Source organism: Mycolicibacterium pyrenivorans (assembly GCF_025821625.1).
Classification (GTDB): Bacteria; Actinomycetota; Actinomycetes; order Mycobacteriales; family Mycobacteriaceae; genus Mycobacterium; species Mycobacterium pyrenivorans.
The window spans coordinates 1-20,950 of the sequence record NZ_JACKSH010000073.1; the positions used below are offsets into that span (position 1 = coordinate 1).

22 protein-coding genes are annotated in these 20,950 nt (G+C 65.0%); 15 read left to right on the forward strand and 7 right to left on the reverse strand.

All coding sequences use genetic code 11. The features are described from left to right. The 3 genes from H7I57_RS10000 to H7I57_RS10010 all read left to right on the forward strand — a co-directional run. A partial coding sequence (locus H7I57_RS10000; RefSeq protein ID WP_443678329.1) for an AtuA-related protein occupies positions 1–271 on the forward strand: 271 nt, incomplete at its 5' end. Continuing rightward, positions 271–1,407, forward strand: coding sequence for an acyl-CoA dehydrogenase family protein (locus H7I57_RS10005; protein WP_264023300.1), 1,137 nt, complete (start codon positions 271–273; stop codon positions 1,405–1,407). The genes H7I57_RS10000 and H7I57_RS10005, both read left to right, overlap by 1 nt. Positions 1,408–1,581: 174 nt before the next feature. After that, positions 1,582–2,160: an acyl-CoA-like ligand-binding transcription factor gene (locus tag H7I57_RS10010; protein WP_264023301.1), complete on the forward strand. Its 579-nt coding sequence runs from the start codon at positions 1,582–1,584 to the stop codon at positions 2,158–2,160. Here H7I57_RS10010 and H7I57_RS10015 read toward each other — a convergent pair. The 3 genes from H7I57_RS10015 to H7I57_RS10025 are packed head-to-tail and all read right to left on the reverse strand — an operon-like array spanning position 2,155 to position 5,040. Next, positions 2,155–3,243: a phosphotransferase family protein gene (locus H7I57_RS10015; RefSeq protein ID WP_264023302.1), complete on the reverse strand. Its 1,089-nt coding sequence runs from the start codon at positions 3,241–3,243 to the stop codon at positions 2,155–2,157. The genes H7I57_RS10010 and H7I57_RS10015 overlap by 6 nt on opposite strands. Next, on the reverse strand, positions 3,240–4,376 hold the full coding sequence (locus H7I57_RS10020; RefSeq protein ID WP_264023303.1) for an Rv3169 family protein: 1,137 nt from the start codon (positions 4,374–4,376) through the stop codon (positions 3,240–3,242). The genes H7I57_RS10015 and H7I57_RS10020 overlap by 4 nt, the downstream gene beginning before the upstream one ends. Positions 4,377–4,419: 43 nt before the next feature. Next, positions 4,420–5,040 (reverse strand): TetR/AcrR family transcriptional regulator, encoded by a 621-nt coding sequence (locus H7I57_RS10025; RefSeq protein WP_372510173.1) that lies wholly within the window; start codon positions 5,038–5,040, stop codon positions 4,420–4,422. 71 nt (positions 5,041–5,111) lie between these two features. On the opposite strand from H7I57_RS10025, the gene H7I57_RS10030 reads away from it, so the two are divergent. From H7I57_RS10030 to H7I57_RS10045, 4 genes are all read left to right on the forward strand, one after another. Continuing rightward, positions 5,112–5,747, forward strand: coding sequence for a TetR/AcrR family transcriptional regulator (locus H7I57_RS10030; protein WP_372510171.1), 636 nt, complete (start codon positions 5,112–5,114; stop codon positions 5,745–5,747). Between the two features lie 114 nt (positions 5,748–5,861). Further along, positions 5,862–6,692 carry a mycofactocin-coupled SDR family oxidoreductase gene (locus H7I57_RS10035; protein WP_264023305.1) on the forward strand — a complete coding sequence of 277 codons (831 nt, stop codon included), beginning with the start codon at positions 5,862–5,864 and terminating at the stop codon, positions 6,690–6,692. After that, positions 6,689–7,501: a mycofactocin-coupled SDR family oxidoreductase gene (locus H7I57_RS10040; RefSeq protein ID WP_264023306.1), complete on the forward strand. Its 813-nt coding sequence runs from the start codon at positions 6,689–6,691 to the stop codon at positions 7,499–7,501. Before H7I57_RS10035 ends, H7I57_RS10040 begins: the two co-directional genes overlap by 4 nt. A 28-nt stretch (positions 7,502–7,529) precedes the next feature. Then, positions 7,530–8,360, forward strand: a complete 831-nt coding sequence (locus H7I57_RS10045) for a carboxymuconolactone decarboxylase family protein (protein ID WP_264023307.1) — start codon at positions 7,530–7,532, stop codon at positions 8,358–8,360. Between the two features lie 6 nt (positions 8,361–8,366). On the opposite strand, the gene H7I57_RS10050 is transcribed toward H7I57_RS10045, so the two are convergent. Continuing rightward, a complete protein-coding gene (locus tag H7I57_RS10050; RefSeq protein ID WP_264023308.1) occupies positions 8,367–9,011 on the reverse strand; it encodes a dihydrofolate reductase family protein in 645 nt (214 codons plus the stop codon). Positions 9,012–9,133: 122 nt separating this feature from the next. Continuing rightward, the gene (locus tag H7I57_RS10055) at positions 9,134–10,051 is read right to left on the reverse strand and encodes a cupin domain-containing protein (RefSeq protein WP_264023309.1); all 918 of its coding nucleotides are present in this window, start codon (positions 10,049–10,051) and stop codon (positions 9,134–9,136) included. A 283-nt stretch (positions 10,052–10,334) separates the two neighbouring features. Here H7I57_RS10055 and H7I57_RS10060 point away from each other — a divergent pair, with 283 nt between their 5' ends. The 8 genes from H7I57_RS10060 to H7I57_RS10095 are packed head-to-tail and all read left to right on the forward strand — an operon-like array spanning position 10,335 to position 17,597. Then, entirely contained in the window at positions 10,335–11,801 is a 1,467-nt protein-coding gene (locus tag H7I57_RS10060; RefSeq protein ID WP_264023310.1) for a YHS domain-containing protein, read from the forward strand. A 38-nt stretch (positions 11,802–11,839) separates the two neighbouring features. Further along, complete coding sequence (locus H7I57_RS10065) at positions 11,840–13,087, forward strand: ferritin family protein (protein ID WP_264023311.1); 1,248 nt, start codon at positions 11,840–11,842, stop codon at positions 13,085–13,087. Beyond that, positions 13,084–13,401, forward strand: coding sequence for an MmoB/DmpM family protein (locus H7I57_RS10070; RefSeq protein ID WP_264023312.1), 318 nt, complete (start codon positions 13,084–13,086; stop codon positions 13,399–13,401). Before H7I57_RS10065 ends, H7I57_RS10070 begins: the two co-directional genes overlap by 4 nt. Then, a complete protein-coding gene (locus H7I57_RS10075) occupies positions 13,385–13,759 on the forward strand; it encodes a (2Fe-2S) ferredoxin domain-containing protein (RefSeq protein WP_264023313.1) in 375 nt (124 codons plus the stop codon). The genes H7I57_RS10070 and H7I57_RS10075 overlap by 17 nt, the downstream gene beginning before the upstream one ends. Positions 13,760–13,765: 6 nt before the next feature. Then, positions 13,766–14,992 carry an NADH-ubiquinone oxidoreductase-F iron-sulfur binding region domain-containing protein gene (locus H7I57_RS10080; protein ID WP_264023314.1) on the forward strand — a complete coding sequence of 409 codons (1,227 nt, stop codon included), beginning with the start codon at positions 13,766–13,768 and terminating at the stop codon, positions 14,990–14,992. A 52-nt stretch (positions 14,993–15,044) separates the two neighbouring features. Further along, positions 15,045–15,800: a cyclase family protein gene (locus H7I57_RS10085; protein WP_264023315.1), complete on the forward strand. Its 756-nt coding sequence runs from the start codon at positions 15,045–15,047 to the stop codon at positions 15,798–15,800. Positions 15,801–15,828: 28 nt separating this feature from the next. Then, positions 15,829–16,296, forward strand: a complete 468-nt coding sequence (locus H7I57_RS10090; RefSeq protein ID WP_264023316.1) for a RidA family protein — start codon at positions 15,829–15,831, stop codon at positions 16,294–16,296. Continuing rightward, the gene (locus tag H7I57_RS10095; RefSeq protein ID WP_264023317.1) at positions 16,293–17,597 is read left to right on the forward strand and encodes a M20/M25/M40 family metallo-hydrolase; all 1,305 of its coding nucleotides are present in this window, start codon (positions 16,293–16,295) and stop codon (positions 17,595–17,597) included. The genes H7I57_RS10090 and H7I57_RS10095 overlap by 4 nt, the downstream gene beginning before the upstream one ends. A gap of 294 nt (positions 17,598–17,891) precedes the next feature. Here H7I57_RS10095 and H7I57_RS10100 read toward each other — a convergent pair whose 3' ends face one another. Beyond that, a complete protein-coding gene (locus H7I57_RS10100) occupies positions 17,892–18,752 on the reverse strand; it encodes a hypothetical protein (protein WP_264023318.1) in 861 nt (286 codons plus the stop codon). A 48-nt stretch (positions 18,753–18,800) separates the two neighbouring features. Beyond that, positions 18,801–20,950 (reverse strand): anti-phage protein Upx-like protein (locus H7I57_RS10105; RefSeq protein WP_264023319.1); only part of this gene is annotated, 2,150 nt, incomplete at its 5' end.

Here is a 20,950-nt window from a genome sequence, read left to right on the forward strand (position 1 = left end):
TACGGCATCGTGCGCAAACTTCAACGCGCACTGGCTCATTGGATCGGCACCTGCCCACTATGCCACCACACCTTCCCCACCTAACAAAGTACTACTAGGGCTCGCGGTTCTGCGCTATGAGCTCCCCAACCTCAAGGCACTCAACTTCGTGATCGTCGGTTATCTCGGCGAAGGCGTCGCCTCGTGCACCAGAACCGACCCTCAGGCCAAGGGACTCGGTGAGTACCTGCGCGCTCTCTACACCGAGATCCCCGACAAGTTGGTGCCCTGATGGATTTCCTGGAATCACCCGAGCATCGGGATCTACGCGCCGCCGTCGGCGCCGTCACCGACAAGTACGGATCCGACTACTTCGCCGAACGGGCCACCGCCGATGAGCCCACGGACGAACTGTGGAAAGACCTCGCCGACCACGGCTTCATCGGAATCAACTTTCCCGAAGAGTTCGGCGGCGGCGGGGCCGGCATGGCCGAACTGGCAATCGTCTGCGAAGAGACCGCTGCCCACGGGTGCCCCCTTCTACTGCTGCTGGTGTCCAGCGCGATCTCGGGTGAGCTGCTGGCCCGATACGGCACTGCTGAGCAACGGCGGGATTGGCTGCCGCGCATGGCATCCGGCGACACGAAGGTCGTTTTCGCGATCACCGAACCAGATGCGGGATCGAACACCCGAAAGATCGCCACGAGCGCAGTGCGAGACGGCAGCGACTTCCTGCTCAACGGCACCAAGTACTACATCTCCGGTATCGATGAGGCCGGAGCACTGGTCGTGGTGGCCCGCACCGCACCGGAGAAGCTGTCGCTGTTCCTGGTTCCCGCCGATGCCCCGGGCCTGGTGGCGCATCGGCTGCCCGTGGGGATCAACCTGCCCGAGAAGCAGTTCACCGTGCACTTCGACGATGTGCGACTGCCTGCGTCGAGCCTGATCGGCACCGAACACGAAGGGTTCCGGCAGGTCTTCGACGGACTGAACCCGGAACGCATCACCGGCGCGGCCGTTTGCGTCGGGGTCGGCCGCCATGCCGTCGACAAAGCCGCCGTCTACGCGAGGACACGCACGGTGTGGGGACCGGCGATCGGTTCGCATCAGGCGATCTCGCATCCGCTCGCGAAGGCCAAGATCGAGGTCGACCTCGCGGCGATGATGACCGCGAAGGCGGCATGGCTTTACGATGCCGGCGAGCCCGCCGGGGAAGCGTCGAATGTGGCCAAGTACGCCGCGGCGGAAGCAGCCGTCGCGGCGGTAGATCATGCGATCCAGATCCATGGCGGCAACGGATTGTCGAAGGAGTACGGACTGCTGCCGCAGTGGGGCCTGGCCCGCCTTCTGCAGATCGCGCCGGTGAGCCGCGAGATGGTGCTGAATTATGTTGCGCAGCACACCCTGGGGTTACCGCGCTCGTACTGATTTCGCCGGTTCAAGGTATCGACGAATCATCCTCGGCTGCGTGCAAGCCCGGCCACCTGCAGGCGGAGTATTCCGGCCCTCTCCCGGGGTGGTCCCTGTCGGGCACGAGCGCACCGGTGAAGCGGGTCGCCTGTATCGCCCGTTTCGCGACCCGGGTACGGGACAATCGGTGGTATGTACGCAGACGACGACATGGGTCTCCGGGAACGCAAGAAGCGCCGGACCCGTGAAGCGGTGCGTCTCGCGGCGTTCGAGCTCTTCCAGAAGAACGGCTACCCGAACACCACCATCGAGCAGATCGCCGAAGTCGCCGACGTCTCACCGCGGACCTTCTTCCGGTACTTCCCCAACAAGGCGGCGTTGCTGATCCCCGATCAGCTGATGGAGCCGATCATCGAGCTCTTCCTGGCCGCGCCGCCGGAACTGCGGCCCATCGCCGCGTACCGCCACGCCCTCGAACAGGTGTTCAGCGGCATGGCGGGCGCGGAGTGGGGCGAGGAGATGGCCCGTCAGCAGCTGCTGTACACGCTGCCGGAAGCCGCCGCGGCGCTGTACAACGAGTACATCCACACCATCGAGTTGATCACCGAGGCGCTGGCCACGCGATTGAACCGCCCCGCCGACGATCCGCACCTGCGCATCACCGCCGGAGCCATGACCGGCGTCATGATGGCAGCCCTGCACGGCACCCCGATGTCCCCCGACGCCCTCATCCATGGGTTGGAGTTCCTGGACGCCGGGTTGCCGCTATAGCCCGACCGCGGACTGTACGAGCGCCAGGCGTTCCTCGCGAGGCAGCACGGGGCCGTCCTCGATCTTGTCCTCGATGCCGAGTTCGGCGAGGCCGACCTGGGTCAGCAGCGAGGTGCCGTACGCGGCGAGGACCAGCTTCTGGTCGTCACTGTGTCCGGCGTCGACGAGCATCGCCCCGATCAGGCAGATGACGGCCATCTTGTAGGCATTGAACGCGCGGTACCAGGAACGATTCTCGACCCTGATCCCACTGACCGCCTCGTAGTGGGCCAGCAGTTCGTCGATGGGCAGGGCAGCGGAGTGGCTGGTGATGCCGACGGGCTGCATCCACAGCAGTTCGAGCCAGCCGATGTCGGTCAGCGGATCGCCGACGGTCGTCATCTCCCAATCGAAGACCGCGCTCACGGCGCCGTCGGTGAAGGCGAAGTTGCCGGGTTTGGCGTCGCCGTGCACGAGCGTGATCCTGGGCGAGGGTTCGGGCATCGTCTCACGCAACCCCTGGCGTAGTCGCTCCAGAGCAGGCAGGGTGCCGCGTTTGACCCGGTCCATCTCGCCCGACCAGTGGTCGAGTTCGCGGAGAAGGTGATCGCCGCCGTCGTCGAGGTCCTGCAGTCCGGTGGACGCGAGGTCGACCGAGTGGATCGCGGCGAGTTGCTCGACCATGCTGCGGCACATCCGCGCGACGGTGTCGTCGCTGACGCCGGCCGGTGATTCCATCTCGTAGACGTCACCGGCGACGCACTCCATCACGAGAAAGGGTCGACCGAGGACCTCGCCGGTGTCCTCGAGCCACAACGCGCGTGGCGCCCGCACCCGGGTGATCTCCAGGGCACGCAAGATGGTGAATTGTCTTGGTAGGTCGTAGGGTTCTAGCAGTGCGGGCGGCTTCGGCCGCAGGCGTAGCACCACGTCTCGGCAGACGTCCCGACCGTCCCGGACGATGACGACGGTGAGCACCATCATCTCCGCGGAGTGCCCGAAGTCCACCCGGTCGACGCCCTCGACCCGGACGTCGTCGGCGTCACCGACCCGGGCGCGCAGCCACGCGGTCAGCCGTTCGCCCGCCTCGAGATCGAACGTCATTGTCCCGCTCCCTCACTGTCGGCGGGGAGGCGGTCGACCGGGGTCTTGTCCTGGGTGAACGCCGACATGTCCATCGCCGTCCAGTTGGGGTATCGCCGATAGCCGTTGCCTCCGAGCAGCAGTTCGAAGATCCCCCAGCCGGTTTCGCCGTCGAGTTGGAACCGCATCAGCTGATCGAGGGCCATCGAGTTTCCCTCGGTCTCGGCGAGTTGGTCGGCATCGTTGCTGTCCCAGCGGAAGTGGATGAAGTAGCCACCGCCGCCGAGGTCTTCGTACCGGCAGTGCGCCATCGGCAGCCCGTAGTAGGCGTTGACGGCCTGGTGCGGGGTGTCGGCGGTGACCCGGTAGGTCTGCCCGTCCTCATCGGTGAAGACGAGCACCGCGCGCGCCGGACGCTTGCGGTCACCGTCGAACTCGACGTCATGTTCGATCTTGACGAACCTCTTCGACAGCGTGCCGTCGTTGTGCACAATTCCACCGTCAACGTAATTCACTGTGCCGTCGGCGGATTCGATGATCCACGCCTCGATGGCCTTGTCCTCGAAGCCGGCGTCCAGCCACAACCAGAAGTCGATCTTGTCGGACACCCGCACGCCGAATGTGCGGTCCCTGCCACCGTGGAACCCGTCGACACCGAACCGCTCGCCCTCGATCTCCACCCATCCGGTCCAGCGGCCGGGTTCCTTCATGTGATACATGTCGGCCAGTCTGCGGCCGTCGGCGTCGCGCACCTTCATCGGCAGTAGCTCCCACATCGGCGCCGTGGGCTCGTAGTAGAGCTCCCAGGCGATCCCGGAGGCGTTGGGCGCCACGTCGAGACGCCACTTCTTCAGCGGCTCAACACATGTCCAGCTCATCGGGCCGGCACTCAGGTCGTCTCGGCCACCACCGTCCACCGGTCTTCCGGCGAGCAGATCCCAGTGCCTGCCGTCCGCCAGGCTCACCTTGACATAGCCCAGGCCGGTGCCGGTGTTGGGGTTGTTGCCGTAGCCGCTGGCCAGCAACATGGTGCCGTCCGGCGACGCGGCGAAGAAGTAGCAGCGATCCGACCACGTCGGATCCGGGTCATGCACTTGATCGAACGTCGTCGGTAGCTGATGGGTGAACGATTCGTCGGCGGCGGAATAGCCCATCTTCGGACGTTATCTGGAAAACGTCCGATCGCCAAGGGTGCGGTCAGCGCACCAGTGCGCGGATCAGGTACCGATCGACGAAGCGGCGCTTGGCGGCGGCCGGCCGGTGACGCCAGGTCGTCGTGAGCAGAAACGACGTCGCCGCCGACATCCACTGCACGGTCTCGCGCAGCGTGAGGTCCTCGTAGATCTGGCCCTCGGCCTTCCACTGCCGGAACAGCGGACCGACGTGATCGGCCATGATGTCGGCGACGGCGTCGGCGCCCAGTTCCAGCACCGGGATCAGCGCGGTGCTCTCGCTGGCGTACAGGGCCTGATTGACCGCGTCGCCGTCGTCGACCGCCGCGACCGGTTTGAGGACCAGCGCCCGGATGCTGCCGGCCGCGTCCCGGGGGTCGATCAGGCCGCTGACCCACCGCGCGGACGCGGTCTCGATGCGGCGCAGCACCACGCCGAGCAGCAGTTCGTCGCGCGTCGGGTAGTACCGGTACACCGTGGACCTGACCACCCCGGCCTCATCGGCGACCTCGGCCATCCTGATCTGGGTGTCACCGCGCCGCACGATGCAGCGTTCGGCGGCGTCGAGGAGGCGACGGCAGGCATCCTCGTCATCATGGACGGCGCGGTCGTCTCCCCAACGACGATTGCGCTGCTGTGTCACGATTGCCGATGTTGCCACGGCCGGCGCAACCTGTGAGTGCGTGAGCTCGGCAGCGGTTCAGTAACATCGTTACCGTGGCAGCCGAGAGTGACACACGTTCGTCCGCGATTCCCGACGCGACGGCTGATCGAGCGCCTGACCCACTCATCGTTGTCGTCGTCGACCTGCTCGAGACCGAGGGCTACGACGCCGTGCAATTACGCGAGGTTGCTCGCCGCGCGCGGATGTCGCTGTCGACCATCTACAAGCGTTACGCCACTCGCGAAGACCTGATCGCGGCCGCGCTGCAGTGGTGGATGGACGCCAATCGCTACGCGCCGCTGGCCGGCGACGGGACCGAGCGAGGCGACGAGTCGGTCCCCGACGGCCTCTTGCGGATCTTCCGGACGATCTTCGAACCGTGGGAGCAACACCCCGGCATGCTGAAGGCCTACGTTCGGGCCCAGGCGGGCCCCAACGGCAACCAGTTGACCCGGCATGGTTTCGACACGGTGGTGCCCGCCGTCAACGCCGTACTGGACTCCACCGACCCCGGTTTCGCCGAGGATGTCGGGATGATCTTGTCCGGCGTCATCCTCGGATCCCTGAGTCGCTTCGCCGCAGGCGAGATCGCCGTCACCGACATCCTGCCGTCCATCGAGCGCACCCTCTACTGGCTGTTCAACGGCTACGAGCATGTCACCGGCGGCAGCGCAGGTACTCACCACTGAAGACCCCCTGGGCGGGGGTTGCGGTTGTGGAGTAACACGGTTACCTTACGTGAGTAACGCAGTTACTCAGATTGGATGCGGCCGGACTCGGCCGACGCAACGAAGCGAGGTTCTATGGGTTTCCTGGACGGCAGAGTCGCGTTCATCACCGGGGTGGCCCGGGGCCAGGGGCGCAGCCACGCCGTGCGACTGGCCGCCGACGGAGCCGACATCATCGGCGTGGACATCTGCGCCGACATCGCGTCCAACGGATATCCGATGGCCACCCGCGACGAACTCGACGAGACCGTCGCCCTCGTCGAAGCTCAGGGTGGCAAGATGGTCGCCTCGGTGGCCGACGTCCGCGACTACCGCACGCTGAAGTCGGCGCTCGACGCAGGCGTCGCGCACTTCGGCCGTCTCGACATCGTCTGCGCCAACGCCGGTATCGCGTCGATGGCGTTTCGCGAGTTGACCGACGACGAAGACCTCGAGCAGTGGACCGACGTGCTCGGCGTCAACCTCGTCGGCGCGTTCCACACCGCGAAGGCCGCCATCCCGCACCTGATCGCAGGAGCGCGTGGCGGATCGATCGTGTTCACCAGTTCGACAGCCGGATTGCGGGGCTTTGGCGGATCACAGGGCGGCGGTCTGGGCTACGCTGCCTCCAAGCACGGCATCGTCGGCCTGATGCGTGCACTGGCCAATGCCCTTGCACCACAAAGTATCCGGGTCAACACCGTACACCCGACGGCCGTCAACACCATGATGGCCGTCAACCCGGCGATGGTCTCCTTCCTGGAGAACTACCCCGATGGCGGGCCGCACCTGCAGAATCCGATGCCCGTCTCATTGCTGGAACCGGAGGACATCAGCGCCGCGATCGCCTACCTCGTCTCCGACGAGGCCAGGTACGTCACCGGGGTGACCTTCCCGGTCGACGCCGGCTTCTGCAACAAGCTATGAGCGCCGCATGCGGACGCGCCGCCGGCAAGCGGGTGCTGGTCACCGGCGCGGCCCGCGGCATGGGCCGAAGCCACGCCGTGCGGCTCGCCGAGGAAGGCGCCGACCTGATCCTGGTGGACATCTGTGCGTCCCTGCCGGAGCTCGAATACCCCCTCGCCACGCCGGAGGACCTCGACGAGACCGCCCGGCTAGTCGAGGAACACGGCCGCAGCGCGGTGACCCACATCGTCGACATCCGTGACGTCGAGGCGCTGACGGCCGCGGTCGACGACGGCGTTTCCCGGTTGGGCGGCCTGGATGCCGCGGTCGCCAACGCCGGTGTCCTGACGGCCGGTACGTGGGACACCACGACCGCACAGCAGTGGCGCACCGTCGTCGACGTGAACCTGATCGGAACCTGGAACACGTGCGCCGCCGCGTTGCCGCACCTGGTCGAGCACGGCGGCAGTGTGGTGATCATCAGTTCCGCCGCGGGGCTGAAGGGCACCCCGTTGCACACCCCGTACACGGCCTCAAAGCACGGTGTGGTCGGCCTGAGTCGGGCCCTGGCCAATGAGCTTGCGGCGGTGAATGTCCGGGTCAACACCGTCCACCCGACCGGGGTCGAGACGGGTTTGCGGCCGGACTCGCTGCACGACCTGCTCGCCGAGAAACGGCCTGATCTGGCACCGATCTTCCTCAACGCGATGCCGATCGTGATGGCCGAGGCGATCGACATCAGCAACGCGGTGCTGTACCTGGTTTCCGACGAATCCCGTTATGTGACTGGGCTCGAGATGAAGGTCGACGCCGGCGTCACCCTCCGGTGAATCGGCCCCCAGTAGGAGGGTGACAGCGATGAGCGCGACCGACATCGACCACACACGGCGCGACTACGATCGGGCTGAGGCCGGTCGCCGTGCCTTCGTCGACGTGATGACCTTCCCCGCCCCTGCGGACCACTCGCCGACGACAACGCACCTTCTCGACTTCGTCTTCGCCGAGGTCTGGCGACGCCCGGTGTTGAGTCGGCGAGATCGCCGCTTCATCACCCTGCCCTGCGTCGCCGCCGCCGACGCCGAGGCGCCACTGCGCGACCACGTCTACGCCGCACTCAACAGCGGCGACCTGACCATCGTCGAAATGCAGGAAACCGTACTGCATTTCGCGGTGTACGCCGGCTGGCCGAAGGCATCGCGGTTCAACATGGTGGTCGACGAGCAATGGGCGCGGATCCACCGGGAGCGCGGTGAGGACGTGCCACCGCCGGAGCCGTTGCTGCCGCTGCCCACGCCCAGCGACCCGGAGGCCCGGCTCCTGGTCGGCGAACAGTCGTTCAAGGCCATCAACTGCCTGCCCGCCGGGCCGACCCGGGACAACCCGTTCTCCGGGGCGGGCATATTGAACTTCGTGTTCGGCGAGATGTGGCTGCGCCCCGGCCTCGGCATGAAGGAACGGCGCCTGGTGACGGTGGCGTGCGTGGCGTTCCAGGACGCACCGTATCCCATCTTCAGTCACGTCTATGCCGCCCTCAAGAGCCGCGACGTGTCCTTCGACGAAATGGACGAGTTGGCGCTGCATTTCGCTGCCTACTACGGGTGGCCGAAAGCGTCCCATCTCAACGAGGTGATCGGCGCGCAGAAGCAGCGCGTCACCGAGGAGTGGGCCGCAGAGGCGGCGGCGCCGTGACCGGGATCAGCGCCGCCAGAACAGGTGGTGGGTGACGCCGCTCGGGCTCGGCACGATCTCGAGGTGGAACCGGTCGCGCAGCTCGTCGGGCGAGGTCCACAGCCGCACCCCGGCCCCCAGCTCGACCGGGGAGACGGCCACGTGAAGCGTGTCGACGAGGTCCGCATCGAGGAACTGCCGAATCGTGGTCGCCCCGCCGCCCAGTCGGACGTCTTTACCCTGCGCGGCTTCCCGAGCTCGCTCGAGGACCGCCGCCGGATCGTCGTTGACAAAGTGGAATGTGGTGTCGGACAGGGTGAACGACGGGCGCTCATGGTGCGTCATCACGAACACCGGAGTGTGGAACGGCGGCTCGTCGCCCCACCAGCCCTGCCATTCATGGTCGGGCCACGGGCCACGCTGCGGGCCGAACTTGTTGCGGCCCATGATCTCGGCTCCGATGTTGTGGGCGAAGTCCCGGGTGAAGTAGTCGTCGAGACCGCGACTCCCACCGGGGTCCGTGCGGTTGGGCCAGCTCGCCGTGGCGCCCGCCCATGCGAACATGTCTGCCGGGTCCGCGTGGCCGAACGGGCGCTCCATGGTCTGGTTCTCGCCCGCGCCGAACCCGTCCCCCGAGACGGTGAAGTTCTGGACTCTGAGCAGCTGGGTCACGCATTCCTCCTGGATTGTCGCCGATGTTGATTGGACTCCTCCGGTCCGCATTACTCATCGCGAACCTATGAGTGGCTGCAGATGGCATCGGGGCTGGAGGTTGCATGGGGCCCCCACGCCCATCAGAACGTGCGCGGCGTGTTGATCCAGAGGACGGCTGAGGGGACGTCGCCGGGGTTGCCGAACTCGTGGGCGCGCTCGCTACGGAAGCCCATGGAGTCGCCGGGGTTGAGGTAATACTCGTCGCTGCCGTCCAGGCACAGGTAGAGCTGCCCGGACATCACGTAGAGGAATTCCTCGCCTTCATGCGAGATGGCGCCGTCGCTACCGCAGCCGGGCTGGAAAGTGAACAGCAGCGGCTCGAGATTGCTGCCGGCAGTGGACAGGTCCTCGATCCGCACTCCCTTGTCGCTGTCGAGCACCCGGCGCTGCTCGGCGCGGACCACCGGGGAGCAGGGAGCTTCGTACGACTCCGACATCAGCGCCAGGACGTTGGTGTCGAACACGGCACCGATCTTCTGCAGTGACGCTATCGACGGTGCCGCGGCACCGCGTTCCACCGAGCTGATGTAGGACGCGCTCAGACCCGTGGACTGCGAGAGGTCACGCAGGGTCAAGCCCCGCTCCTTGCGCAGGCTTCGCACCGTGTTGCCGACGTTTCGGGAATGTGAGGACGCCGCGGTCAGCGCTGCGGGCAGCCCGGCGGCATAACCAGGACCGTTGAGGATCCGGCGCACACCCTCGGCGTTGACGCCACCCGCGACCAGCGACTTGATCCGCTGCATCCGTTCGATGTCATCGATGGTGTACACGCGGTACCCCGAGGCAGTACGCGCCGGGCTGATGAGTTGCTGTTGCTCCCAGGCGCGCAGTTGGACGGCGGTCGCACCCACGAGTTGGGCCGCCTGCTGGATGTAGATCCCCTGCCCGTCACTCGGCGGCGCCGGCCCTGACGAGATGGCCGCCGGACTCGACGTGCGGAGCCGACGCGGCGCATGGCCGCCACCGCGACCGTTGGTGGCCGTGACTTCCGCCGTCACGTCCCCCTCCTTCACGCTCGTCGTCTCCGGGCAACTCACCGGGTTCGAGCCTAACGCCGGGCTGCGGGCCGGCCCGCATCCGACAGCACTCGTGCGGGAGTCCAGGCGGCCGCAGTCCGCAAACGCAACATGATCGAAACCTTCGTCAACGCCACCGCAATGCGTGGGCTCTAACCTTCATGAATTCCACAAATCTTCTACCGCGCACGACCGCGGCACCAACCTTGATGCACTTTCTGAAGGTTACGGCACAGCGCGCAACACAGGACAGATCGGAGTCGTCATGAAGACACGCGAGCAGTACCAGCGTTTGACCCATTCACTGCACTGGGACCCCACCTACGTCGGCGAGGACGCCTACATCCCGGAGGAGTGGCGCACCGCCTGCACGATGCCGGACTGGAAGAAGTTCAACGACCCCTTCCAGATTCTGTTCGAGGACTACGTCCGTATCCAGGCCGAGAAGGAAGACAAGTTCCACGCCGTACGCGACGCCGGCGCGCGGTTCGGCCACATCGGCCGGGTCGACGCCCGCTGGGTGGAGGCGATGAAGTCGTTCAACACCGCCCTGACCTACAGCGAGTACTACAACTACCGCGGCCATGTGCGGGTCGCGCGGTTTGCGCCCGCACCGGCGATCCGCATCGCCTCGATGGTCCAGGCGATGGATGAGCGCCGACACGCCGAAGAGGCGATCTTCCAAGCCAAGGACTACGTCAAGCACCACGAAAGCGGGTTCCTGCTGCCCAAGGACCGCATCACGTTCTTCGAGCGGCACTGGTATTTCCAGGGCGACCGGTCGTTCTTCGAGGACCTGATCACCACCGATCCGATCGAAGCGATCATCGGCACCAACCTGGTCTTCGAGACGGCGTTCACCAACCTGCTGTTCATCGCGGCACCCGCCGCCGGCGTCGCCAACGGCGACTACGGATTCGGGCAGGCCCACCTGACCATCCAAAGCGACGAAACACGTCACATGGCACTGGGCCAGTCGGTAGCGCGCGCCATGCTGCAGTTCGGCGACACCAACCTCGGCCTCATTCAGGACTGGATGGACAAGTGGTTCTGGCGGTGCCACCGTCTACTCCTCGCCGTTGTGGGGCCGGTACTCGACTACTTCCCGAAGAAGAAGCCGATCTCCTATAAAGAAGCGTTCCGCCGTTACGTACTCGAGGATTTCATCGAGGGCTACGTTTCGGAACTGTCACAGTTCGGACTGCGGCCACCGCGTCACCTCGCTCAGGCACTCGAGGAGATCGAGCACGGCTCACACAGCATCTGGCGCGGCTTGTACGCCTCCCGGGACCAACTGTGGTTCGACGTGCATCAACCCACCGATGAGGACCTGGCGTGGTTGCACGACAAGTATCCGGCATTCGGGCCGAGCCATGCCGCGTTCTGGCGGTCGGTAGCTGACGGCGCGATCGTCGACGCCGACACCTTGCCGATGGTCTGCGATCTCTGCAAGTTCCCGTGCACCTTCCCTGAACCCGCCTCCGCCAAGGCTTTTCCCGTGGACTACGACGGCCGGCGGTACTGGTTCTGCTCCGAAGGATGCCAATGGATCTTCGAACGCGAACCAGCCAAGTACGTGCGCACCACCGAACCCTCTGCACTGCTGCTGGCGGACAAGGACCCGTCCTGGGTCGCGCAGTTCCTCAACATCACCCCGGACGGCACGCCGCTGGGCGGCACGCATGCACCCACCGGGTACTTCCCGGCGATGCCGGTGCCGGCCACGCTCTAGTACCGCCAAACCCTGCGACATCACAAGGAGATTCAGAAGTGCTGGTTTATTCACGGATCGTGGGCGAGGCCGCACCGGAAGCATTCGTGCTCGCTGATGACGATCCCACCGTCTCCGATCTGCTCCAGAGCATCGGTGCGGCACGCTCCGCGCGGGGACGTCTGGTCGAACTCGACATGCCCGACGTCTTCGCCACCACAAAGTTGTCCGATCTCGGCATCGGCGACGGCGACCTGGTCGGAGTGCGCGCCGTGGGCGAGCCCGTTGTCGCCACCACCCCACCGGCCCGGCCCCAGCTCGACGTGGAAACACTACGCGCGACGAGCAACGGCACTCGGCGGCTGAACGAGTACGAGGAGGTGACCCGGCTACTGCAGTGGCACGCCCCCTACCACATCGACGGTGATCGTCCTTCGCATCAGGTGTGGACCGACGACAGCACCGCATTGCGGTGCGGCGACTGGGAGGCCTACCGCACCCCCGACAAGTTGTACTACCGCACGTACACCACCCGGCAGGCCCGTGCCGCCCGTAGCGTGTCGACCGCATTCGAGTTTGCCGAGACCGACAACCAGCTCGCCGCGGTCGATCCCGAACGGGTAGCGCTGCTCCGAGATGTCCTGGGGCCGCTGCAGTATCCCGACTGGGGGCTGTGCATCACCCACCAGCACACCACCCGATTCGCACTGTCGTCGTGGATCGCGGGCGCCACGTCGTTCATGATGTTCGACGAGTTGCGCCATGCGCAGCTCTACGGTCGCCTGGCCATTGTGTACGGGAACCACCACGACGGCTTCGACGATCCTCGGCCCGCGTGGATGGCGGGCCTGCGGCTCCAACCGACCCGCCGCATCGTCGAAGAGATCATGGCCACTCTCGATTGGGGCAAGGCCATCATTCTCGCCCAGATCGTCTTCGAACCCCTGCACACCGCAGCCGCGCACGCGTTGTTGACCACCGGCGCCCTGGCCGCAGGCGACGGCCTCACACCTTTCGTCTGCCGGTCGATCGAGGACGACAAGGTGCGACACCGCGAAGGTGCGGCGGCCTTCCTGCGCCTTGTCTGCGCCGACGATCGTCACGGCGAGCACAACCGTGAGTTGATCACGTCCTGGGTCGCCGACCTGTTGCCCCGCACGTACGCCGCCGCGGCCACACTGCTGGGGCCAGACACGGCCGGGGCCGGCGCCGTCACACAGGCGCTCACCTGGATTCAGGAACAACTGTCTGCCACGGACATCACTGTCCCAGTACTGATCTCAGAAGACGAAGGGGTCTCCGCATGAGCCGACACGTTGCCCGCTCGGTCGTCGGGATCGAGATGATGGCCGGCGAAGAGTGTGACGCGATCGTGGCCGCAGTGCTGCAGGACGTGCCGGATGCCTCCGTCGTGCAGATGCCGGGAATGGTTCTGCTCGATGTGCCGGACCGCATGGTGATCCACGCGTCGGCGGTAACCGAGCACCTCGGCCGTGACTGGGACAGCCGGGATCTCAACCAGGTGGTGTCCGCCTACCGCGGCTACTTCACCCGATGGGATACCGACCAGGTCGTATTGTCCTGGGACGCCGAGGATCCCGGAGATGAAATCCGTGTATGACGACATGAGTTCCGACGAACGCATCATCCACGTCTGCGTCAACGTCGACTGCGTGTTGCGCGGATCAGAGGCGGTCCGCGATCGGCTCCGCATGATCGCCGAGGAAACCGGCTCCGACATCGAGGTCAACGACTACATCTGCTTCGCCGCCTGTGAACAGGGCCCGAACCTGTTGATCGAACACCGGCGGGCCTTCTACAGCGACGTTGATCCGCGCCACGCGGAGGGCATCATCGCCCACGCCGACGGTGGCGAGCCGGTTGAAGTGATCGACCGTAGTGGCAGTTTCATCGCCCGCAAGATCTTCAACATGCTCGACGCCGGCTTCAAGCCGGGCGATCTGAGCCTGTCGGATTAGGTGCCGATGACTGCCGAACTCCTGCTGCCGTCGCAGCGTCGCAGCCTGTCCGAGTACCTCGCCGGTGACGGGTACACCGCGTTGACGTGGGCCCGCGCGGATCCTGCTGCCGGCCGGGCGGCGCTGCTGTCGACGACGCTGACCGGGCTGGGTGGGGCCCACTTTCCGCTGTCCCGCAAAGTGGCGGCGATGCTCGATCAACCCGGCCCCCGGGCGGTGGTGTGCAATGCCGCCGAGGACGAGCCCGGCAGCGGTAAGGATCTGGCGCTGCTCGCGGCCAACCCACACGTGGTGATCGAGGGTTCGCTGATCGCCGCGGCGGCGCTCGACGCAGAGGAGGTCGTGTTCTACCTCAGCGAGAACGCCACCGATCAGATCGCCGGCCTCACCTCCGCGCTCGCCGAGCACGCCGAGCGGCAGCCATCCGGTGGCCCGGCGCTGCGGTTGGTGCCGGCACCGGACCGCTACGTCGCCGGTGAGGCCACCGCCGCGGTGAGCGCGATCGACGGCGGCGCCGGGAAACCGACGGGCCATCCTCCCCATCCCACCGAGTGCGGAGTCGGCGGGCGCCCGACTCTTGTCTCCAACTGTGAAACCCTGGCCAACCTGCCGCGCATGCTGCGCGCCGCACAGCGCGGTGTCGAACCGCACTGGACGCGGCTGACCACGCTGAGCGGGGACATCGCCAAGCCCGGTGTCTACGAGGTCAATCCGGCGGTCGATACGTTCGCGGCCCTCATCGTCCGCGCCGGCGGCCTCACCGGCTCAGGTGTGCTCAAAGCGCTGCAACCCGGCGGCCCGTCGAGCCGCTTCCTGCCCGCGACGGCGGCCGGCACCGCCATCCGCGACGCCGACATCCGGGCAGCCGGATCACAACCGGGTTGCCTGGCGGTGCGGGTGGTCACCACCGACAGCTGCATCGTGGAGATCTGCGCGGAGATCACCGACTTCTTCGCCCGCGAGCAGTGTGGTCAATGTCCGCCGTGCCGGATGAAAACCCAGACGTATCAGCGCACCCTGCAGCAGATCAGTTCGGGCAAGGGCTCGTGGGACTTGCTGGACAAACTCGGCACCGTCGAGGACTTCGTCTCCGACATGCCGCGCAAGTGCGCGTTGATCGACATGCCGACCCCGCCGATCACCTCGGCCCGCACGTTGTTTCCCGGCGATTTCGGTGCGCACATCGAGTACGGCTCATGCGCCCCGACACCAACCCCGGCAGTCGCGCACTGACCGCTTCCTGGCACTGCTCACCCTGCACGACAACACGATTGGAGAGGAAATCATGACCGCTATCGATGAAACCGACACCACCCGGGCATACCCCAAGTTCGGGGCCGAGATCATGCAGCGCCGCGTGCGGGTCGTCGACCTGACCCGCGAGATCTTCGAAGGCATGCCGATGTGGTTCGGCCATCAGAAGACGTTCATCAACACCAACCAGACCCACGAACAGTTCCGCACCACCTACAACACCCACCTCGGGTTCGAGGCGCACAACCTGCTCATCAGCGAACATGCCGGCACCCACACCGACGCCGTGTTCGAGTACGACCCCAACGGCCCCACCATCGACAAGTCCCCGTTGGAGTACTACTACGGCGACGCGATCTGCCTCGACCTGCGTTCGGTTCAGTACCCCGACTACATCACCCCCGCCGCCCTGCAGTCCGCCCTGGAAGCCAGCGGACAGGAGATCCGCAAGGGCGACATCGTGATCCTCTACACCGGCTACGGGGACGCGACCTATCCGAACCTCGCCTACACGGAGAAGCACACCGGGCTCGACCGTGCCGCGGCGCTGTGGCTGGCCGAGCAGGGCGTGGTCAACATCGCCGTCGACAACGTGGCCATCGACCACGCGGACGACACGGAGTTCTCCGGGCACAACGTCTGCGGCGAGTACGGCATCGTCAACACCGAGGGCCTGGCGAACCTCGATCAGGTTGTCAATCAACGGTTCCTGTTCTTCGGGCTGCCGCTATACATCCGCAACGGCACCGGCTCACCCATCCGCGCCGTCGCCGTCTTCGACAACTGACCGGTCTGCTTCCAGAGGAGCTTCAGCTGTGACACATGTCGACAACACCGTCGGTCCGCTCACCCGCCGACGTCTCATGCCCGCCGGGTCCTGGGACTGGCACATCCCGACGCCGTTCTCACAAGGGTGGCGCGTCGGAACCATGGTGTTCGTGGGAGGTCAGCTCTCGGCCGACGAGCATGGCAACGTGGTCGGGGAAGGCGACATCGAAGTCCAGACCCGCAACGTGTTCGAGGCTGTCGGCCAGGTGCTCGCCGAGGGCGGCGCCAGCTGGGACGACGTCGTCAAATTGAACACCTACTACTGCTGCAACGAAACCGGCGACGCGGTACGGGACTTCTGGGAGAAGATGACCCGGGTCCGCCTGCAGTACCTGCCCACGCCCGGACCTGCCGGGACTGCGGTGCGAGTCGCCGGGCTGATGTACGACGGTTTCCTCATCGAGGTCGAAGCGATCGCGGTCGTCGGCAGCGGAGAGGCAATCGTGGCGCCATGACGGGCCTGCCCGCCCAGGGCTCCGGAGACGACGACGTCATCGCCCTTGCGCAGCAGTTGATCCGCATCGATACCTCCAACCCGGGAGGTTCGGAGAAGCCCGCCGCCGAACTGGTGGCCGACGCGCTGGACCGGTTGGGCGCGCAGTGCCGGTGGTTCGAACCCGAGCCGGGCCGGTGCTCGGTGGTGGGGCGGATCTCCGGCACCGACCCCTCGCTGCCTGCGCTGCTGCTGCACGCCCACCTCGACGTGGTTCCGGCCGTCGCTGCCGACTGGACACGTGACCCCTTCGGCGGGGAACTGCACGACGGTTTCGTTTGGGGCCGTGGCGCATTGGACATGAAGGGGCACATCGCCATCACGCTTTCGGCACTGCGCAACCTGTCTCGGCAGGGATCGGCTCCGCGCCGTGACGTGGTCGTCGCGTTCTTCGCCGACGAGGAGGCGGGTGGGACGCTCGGCGCCGCCCACGTCACGGCGCAGTGTCCCGAGCTGTTCGCCGACTGCTCGGAGGCCATCGGTGAAGTCGGCGGTTTCAGCCATACCCTCACCGGCGGCCGACGCGCATACTTCGTCTCCACCGCGGAAAAGGGAGTCTGGTGGGCGCGGCTGCGCGCGATCGGCGCGGCCGGGCACGGCAGCATGATCAACCCGCACAATGCGGTCAGCACGCTGGCCCGCGCCCTGGCCCGCGTGGCCGATCACGACCTGGGCGCCGCGATACCCACAGCCACCACCACCGCGCTGTTCGACGGACTGCGCGACGTCCTCGCCGAGCCGGAGGCCAGCGACGAGGCGCTGGCGAACCGGCTCGGGCATTTCGACCGCATGATCCGCGCAGGCCTGCACAACACCGTCAACCCCACCCAGGTACACGGTGGCTACAAGACCAATGTCGTCCCCGCCGAGGCCACCGCCGTCATCGACGCGCGAACTCTGCCCGGACATGACCATGCGTTCCCACAGCAGCTCACGGATCTGGTCGGCGAGGCGGTGACCGTCGAGACCATCTATCACGGCGCCGCCGTCCAATCGCGCCTGGACGCCCCGCTGCTCGATGCGATCGGCACGGCCCTGCACAGCGCAGATCCCATGGCGACGGTGCTGCCGTACATGAGTACCGCCTTCACGGACGCAAAATGGCTCAGCCGGCTCGGGATCCAATGCTACGGATTCACGCCGATGCTCCTGCCCGACGACCTGGACTTCACCGCTCTGTTCCACGGCGCCGACGAGCGAATCCCGGCCAGTGCGCTGCGTTTCGGTGTCGACGTACTGACTCGACTGCTGGCGACGTACTAGGGGGCGGGCCTGCTGCTGTAGGTTCTCAAACTGCGTGGCGGATCGCGATTGCTCTACCTGCGGGTTTGCAGATTTCTCATCCAAGTGGCGGAAACGTTTTTCTCATCTTCGTGGCGGATCCTAAAACCGTACGGTTGTGCAACTACGCGAGATAGCGATCATTTGAGCGCAGATCGCACGTAGCTGTCGCGGCCCGTAAGTAAGCGACGCATTCACGGCCGCGTGAAGTTCCCGGTGGGTGTAGCAGTCGGGCACGCGAACGTCGCTTCGGTTCCTCCCACTGGTCGACAGTTGCTACGTCTTGCTGCGGTCGGTTCTGGTCGTGTCCGTCGTGCGCCGTGCGTGTTGCGGTTCCCCGTCGGGGAAGTCACCCGGCAGAGGTGGCATATCTAAGCCGGCTCGGCGGTCACGCAATCGAAGAAGTTGACCTAACAAGTGCAGCGCTTGCAGCGGAAAGTAGATCGTCATCTCTCCACGTGCGGTCATTTTGTAGAAGGAATGTTTCCCCTGCCCAGTCGCGATCTTCTCGCGGTGGAGAAATCCATGGTGCGCCCACGGTCGAGCATGTGCGAAGCCTGAGGCGATCTGCCAGTCGCTGAAAACCGGCAGATCGGTGAACTCCGCGCCTTCCTTGATCGGTACGGTGACGCTGAAGCCTGACGTGGCGATTCCCGCGTCGATACCACCTGATAAGGCCACCGTCCGTACCTCGTCCAACGCCGAGCGGTTTCTAGCGCGCGCGCCGGTCGCGTCGTGGCCTGCTCTAACGAGGAAGTTCTCGAAATCGTGGTAATTGCGTGAATGCCAACGCAATACCCGTTCGAGGCGAACGCTCCTCTTGCGGGGTCCAAGTATCCACAGTCCCGTTGCGGTGTTCTCTAGAGCGGTCCGTGCAAGTGTCGTACTTACGGCAAGGTGCTGTTGCTGCGCGTCATGAACCGCAACCTTGATGCCGTGGAGCTGGTCGACCGTCGTGTGGACGATGTGTCGAATTGCGTGGCTTATCTCGAAGGGGTGAGCCGCGCGGTCATCGCCCGCCAAGGAGCTTCCCGGTGCTACTACAAAATCGTTGATATCACCGACCCGTTCGGCGAGCCGTTCTACCGCCGCGGCGACTTCGCCCCACTTGGCTTCAATCGCTTGATCGGTCCCCATTACTTACAAACCTCACGCACTGTGCAAACTCCCGTTCTGGGCTCCTGCCTAATCAATCAGTTCGTTCAGCTTCGCCACTGGAATGATTTGATACGGAGAGCTGAAGCGTGCTGACAACAGGTCGACGTCGACGACAATCAGTGCGGTGACGCTTGGATCGTCAGCGCGGATGCCCAACGACGGCAACACTTCCGGCAAGTGTCTGGCTACGAACCGATGACGCGTCCTGAGCCGTTCGACGGCCGATCCTTGACCTTCGATCAAGGCCGCAATTTCATTGGCCATCTCCCGCGGCGTGCGTGCGACCAGAAGTGCCTTCGCTTCAACGAGGTACAGAGTCTGTGACGGTTCGTGGAACGCGACGATGTCGATATCGCCGAGGTCCCGCCCGTCGATGTTCCTAAAGTCTAGGTTCCCGAGGCGGCGTAACCGACGGTGGACAGGATCGCACCACCGACCAAATTCCTCTGCGACACGCGACTCAAACCTGGTGCCCTTCCGGTCCTTTGCGGCACTAAGCGCGGCTTTCATGGCCGAGCTTCTAGCTTTCAAACGACCTGAAACGTACTGCCCGTGCAGTTCGAAGGAAGTGCGCAGCGTGTTGCGATGTCCGAATATTACGTAGTCGACCCCCTTCGACACGTAGGCGATCAGTGGTCGTCGCAGATACGAGCGAGCGCGGTTGTAGCGCCACGGAAAGACTTCGGATCCGAGCGCCCAGAAATCGGCTTCGCGCGTCATCGTCAGCTCATCCAAGAGGGCAGTGATCTTTTCGTCGCTCCAGGCGAACTTGGACTGCATACGTTCTCTGATGGCCTGCACGGTCAACGCGCCAACGTCCTGCTGATCGCGTTCAGTGGACTGATTTATCAATTCACTTGTAAACAAGGCTAATTCAGTAAACGAAAATCCCCACTCGACTGCGGCGAGGCTGTCCGCCAGCGGGAAATCATCGTCTGCAGAGGCGCCATGGTTCGGATCCCACGTCTCCTGCCGAGCCGCATCATCGATGACCGACTGCGCATTCGCACTCATTAGACTCTGTAGGCCTTGGACATACCGGTCATCGTCACGACCGATGCCGAGGCGACCTGACGGAAGGATCGAGAGTTCTACGTGTGACAGTCCCGTGTGGATGGCGTCGGACAGAAACCCCTTGTTAACGATCTCAGAAGCGAGTCCGAGCAAAGAGTCGTATTTTTCAAGCGTCGGCACCGCGATTGACTCGGGCTGTATCGCAGAGACCAACTCTATGAGGAATCGCGATGCTACAGAAGCCGTGGTGGTCTTGGCGATTCGCTTGGCGAGATCTTGAACATCATGCGAATCTTGACCGAAGCACGCCAATGTCGACGGGTATCTGACGCGCTCAACGTAGTGATGGTGCAGTAGTGATTCATTGGCACAGATCAGGTACTCCAGTGGCGCCGTACCGTCGTAGGCAGTCAAATCCGTCATGAGTCGTTCACGCAAGTAGGCGACGACTTCGTTGTTCAGCAGGGCAGTGCGCTCGCCCGACGGGACAGCTCCAACGGGACGTCCGCAGTCGAGGCGCAAGTGAGCGCCCAATTCGTCGAGGAGTTTTGAGATGACAGCAGCAGAGACAGTTCTGGCGGGCGGCAGCGCACCTGGCCATGCGATCAGATCAACGTCTGACTGCACGATGTGCAACATGCGTCGCTCCCCTGGCGGTACAAGCACTTCCAGCAACGGATCGGACTCGTGATCTGGATGCGACATACCGGCAAGGTGCCGCAATGAAGAAAGCACCACGGCAACAAGATCGCGGTCGAGTGCATTTGGGACCGAAGACCTTTGAGGCTTGGAGGGAGCCTTGAACTCGAAGGTCACATCTTTGCCGTCCACGTCTGCACCGCGTCGTATCCATCGATCGTCGTCGCCGCCGGAGAACTCGGTCTCGAGAAGAAGCAACTGAACTTCGTGTCCGAACGTCGAGAACAGTTCAGGCTCCGCCTGATAGATCTGGTAAGCCCAGTACGTCAAGGACTCAGCGATCGATCTGAGCCGAATACCGTCCACGTTAGAACCCGCGCGAAGTTCTACCCAGATCGTAAAGTCGGGGAACTCCGCCGAAAAGAGAGGAATTGTCAATACCTGTGGATCGGGGTTTTTCAGGCGACCTCCGTCCCGGTGTGCTCGTCGCCGCGTGAGGGCGGTGTTGGTGGGGTGATGTCGGC